Below are 3,537 nucleotides of genomic sequence, written 5' to 3'. Positions count from 1 at the left end.
GGCAAGATGAAGCCTTGAAAGAGATTAAGACCTTATTCTCAGATGTTGATATTCGCTTTGAGGCATCTCCCGATGGTGAAGCTATTTTTATTCATTACTCAGATGAGTATTTTATGAATGAGGCGATCAAGTCATTAGAGGTTTTTGATACGACTCACAGTTTGCCGAATTCTGCATATATTGATCTAGAGTCCCTTAGCATTGAGAATGCTATGGCGCTCACTAGAGGTGTGGCTGATGGCTCTTCCGTAGATACAGGAGTTTCAGCGGACTATAAGAATGGTAAGTGGAGGCTATTGGTTATGGGGGATCGCGATTACAGGCGTAAAATACAGAGCATTATTAAAAAGGCGGAGGAAGATTCTTCGCAACAAAAACAAGCCCAACAAGTCGTTGCACCCGACAGCTAGTAGCTACCGAGCCAGATTTTTCGGCCATAAATCAGAATTGAAACTTTAATCTTTGTTCATCTGGTACATCGCTGCCGGTGAACTCTACGTTATGCAAAAAATGAGAATGCTAATTCAGATGTTCATCTTCACATCAGTATTACTATGTTCAGCTGAAGCTTTAGATTGGAAGAATCGGTATAAAGCATTTAATTCGGAAGCTCCATCTAAAGAGCTAGAACCGATAATGGTCAAAGCATTCAAAACAAAATTAATTAATCTAGAGATTAAGGACTCTCGATTCGTTGAAGCTCTAGACAAGCTACGGCTGGCTTTGAGGACTGCTGATGACGATATGAGGATTAGCACTATTGTTCGTGGCGGAGATTCTAAGGTGAAAGTTAATATAACTAAAGGCACGATAGCATTTGGAGATGCTTTAGATCAGATTTGTGTTCAAGCTGGCTATAAGTGGGATTTTCCACCACACGGTAAATTGACAATCACTCGTATTAAAAATTAGGCATAACAAGTCGCTGCACCCGACGGCTAGTAGGTGTGGTGTCAGGTTTTTCGACAATTAATCAAAATTGAAACATTAACCGCTTGTCTGGGCTTTCATCGCCGCGGGTGAGCTTTACGTTCGCTAAAAAATGATCATGCCGAGAACATTAATACTAATTGGCAAAATTTGGCTGGTAATATTTAGCCTAATCTTTTTGCATTCTCTATTTCCGCCACGGTTAGAATCCAGTAGCCTTGAATCGGCTGGGAGAAGTTTTATTGTTTGGCATTTGTTCTATAAGACTGACTACCTCATAATGGGTAAAACCGCCGAAGAGAATAAGAATAAGATTGAAGCTTTCAAGAGCCGACAACATAGTTCTTGGGATGGAGTGCGTTCTACAGCATGGAATCCAGTAGTGATGGATTGGCCGCGCTACGTAGTAGAGATCGTGCTGTTGTTATCAATGGGTGGTGCATGTTCGTTGTATATTATACTACGAGCATATCCTATAAAACAACTAAGCGAACAAGTCGTTGCACCCGACCGCTAGTAGCTGCCGGGCTAGGTTTTTCGGCTGCTCTAGAAAATTGAAACTTTAATCGTTTATCGACGCTTTCATCGCGGCCGGTGAACTTTACGTTCGGTAAAAAATATGAAACGACTACTTAGCATTTTAGCATGTGTAATTTTGTATGTGTCGCAGCATTGTTGCGCTGATGAAATCAAGGGTTATCCAGTTTATAGGTTTATTAACCTTGATGAGATAAGCTTGAACGCAATCAAAGGCCTAGAGAAGATGAAGGCTGAAGGGGTGATGAAGGATATCCCAAGAGATCAATTTGATCGAATGATTTCGGGCCAGAAGAGAATGATTAAAGCTGGTTTTACGAATCATAAGAAACTGACTATTATCACCGCTTCTGATAAAAGGATTGGTGTGTATGTTCCGATTAAGGATTACAAAAAGTTGTGGGAGAGAAACCCACGTGATCTACGCAAAGAGGGTAAGTCGCATTACCTCATTGTGAGATACAAGACTGTAACTGTGGATGGTCATGATTACCTCAAAGCCGAGCATATAAATTTTTCATTGGTCGACCACGAGCCATATATCAAAAAATAAACCGAACAAGTCGTTGCACCCGACGGCTAGTAGCTACCGGGCCAGGTTTTGCTGCTGGTTTACAGAATCGAAACATTAATCATTTCATCTGCGGTTACATCGCCGCCGGTGAACTTTACGTTCGGTAAAAAATGAAACACATCGCAATAATAGTTCTATCTGCGCTCATCTATGGCTGTGGTATGATTGAACCTTCTCCCCGACAACTTAAGGCCCAAATATGGTTACCGGATATGATTTCGGGGAAGCGTCTTACCCTGCTGGATGACGATATGATGATGAGTTTGGCATTCGCTGATTCTGGAGATTTTGTCGCAGCAACCATAGGAGAGAAAGGTGGTTGGATTGCTTCACCTGGCATGATCTGGGGCATTTCGAGTGATGGCCGTCTATTGCTTAAATCTGACAAAGATACAGTTATGCATGAACTCACTCTTCTCGAATATACAAACAAGCTAATCGTAGTGCGTAGAGGGAAGGATATCGAAACCTATAAGGTGGGGAAATATAACTAACCGAACAAGTCGCAGCACCCGACAGCTAGTAACTGTCGAGTTTGCGACTGGCAACCATTTGACGATATTGTATCTTTAATTCGTATGCCGGCGCCTGATCGCTGCCGGTGTGCTTTACGTTAGCCAAAAATAAATACACAAATAGACATGCAAGGATTCGCAATATTTATAGCAATAGTTGGGCTTATAACGACAGTATTATGGCTTCTCATTGGTTGGAGGGCTATGACGGCACACGAGCGGGTTGCTGATGCCGCCTCTCTGCTTGCTGAGCAATTACGAAAAATGAATGAAGGAACTACTTTAGAGGAAGCGCAAAGAGTTTTATATAATGAATTTTTGAACGAGGTTAAGCCAGATAAGAGCTTGTCGGTTGAAGAGAGAAGTGAGCTGTTCAAGAGCTGGAAGGCTAACTCAACGTTTGAAAAATAGTAGGCTAACAAGTCGTTGCACCCGACCGCTAGTAGCTGCCAGGCCAGGTTTTGCTACTGTTCTACAAGATTGAAACTTTAACCGTTTATCGACGCTTACATCGCGGCCGGTGAACTTTACGTTATGCGAAAAAATAGGCAGATCATTCAAATGGTTGACTATTCCGAATCGGCTCGAAGGATGAAACCATAAGTTTGTTCACTCAGTGGATTCAACGGTTATTCTCGCAAGGCGGAATGAATGCTTGATCGAGATTCGCTTAAATCTGTATTCCGAGTCATTCGTAAAAGCATCAGGAAAGATGGAGGAAACCAAATTGCATAACAAGTCGCAGCACCCGACCGCTAGTAGCTGACAAGCCAGGTTTTTCGCCTGTTTTTCATAATTGAAACTTTAATCTTTGCACATCTGGCACATCGCGGCCGGTGTGCTTTACGTTCGACAAAAAATTGAACCTTTTAGATCCATCGAAGGCTAGATCTGGCGGCTCAAGGCTGTTTCATGTGGTATTCTAAGCGTCATTATTCCAGTGGCGCTTTTTTGTGCCTGGATTAACGAAGGTTTTCCCCT

General features: G+C 42.4%; 5 protein-coding genes. All 5 read left to right on the top strand.

Annotated elements, in window-relative coordinates; genetic code table 11:
• A partial coding sequence (locus HW115_RS19425; protein WP_178935302.1) for a hypothetical protein occupies positions 1-410 on the top strand: 410 nt, incomplete at its 5' end.
• 91 nt (positions 411-501) lie between these two features.
• Positions 502-912 carry a hypothetical protein gene (locus tag HW115_RS19420; RefSeq protein ID WP_178935300.1) on the top strand — a complete coding sequence of 137 codons (411 nt, stop codon included), beginning with the start codon at positions 502-504 and terminating at the stop codon, positions 910-912.
• Between the two features lie 637 nt (positions 913-1,549).
• A complete protein-coding gene (locus tag HW115_RS19415) occupies positions 1,550-2,020 on the top strand; it encodes a hypothetical protein (protein ID WP_178935298.1) in 471 nt (156 codons plus the stop codon).
• Between the two features lie 131 nt (positions 2,021-2,151).
• Complete coding sequence (locus tag HW115_RS19410) at positions 2,152-2,535, top strand: hypothetical protein (protein ID WP_178935296.1); 384 nt, start codon at positions 2,152-2,154, stop codon at positions 2,533-2,535.
• 147 nt (positions 2,536-2,682) lie between these two features.
• A complete protein-coding gene (locus HW115_RS19405; protein ID WP_178935294.1) occupies positions 2,683-2,967 on the top strand; it encodes a DUF8066 domain-containing protein in 285 nt (94 codons plus the stop codon).
• The last annotated feature ends 570 nt before the right edge of the window (positions 2,968-3,537 follow it).

The sequence above is a fragment of the Oceaniferula marina genome, assembly GCF_013391475.1.
GTDB lineage: Bacteria > Verrucomicrobiota > Verrucomicrobiia > Verrucomicrobiales > Akkermansiaceae > Oceaniferula > Oceaniferula marina.
Note: the sequence above shows the minus strand (reverse complement) of the source record. Positions and strands in the feature narration are given on the sequence as shown.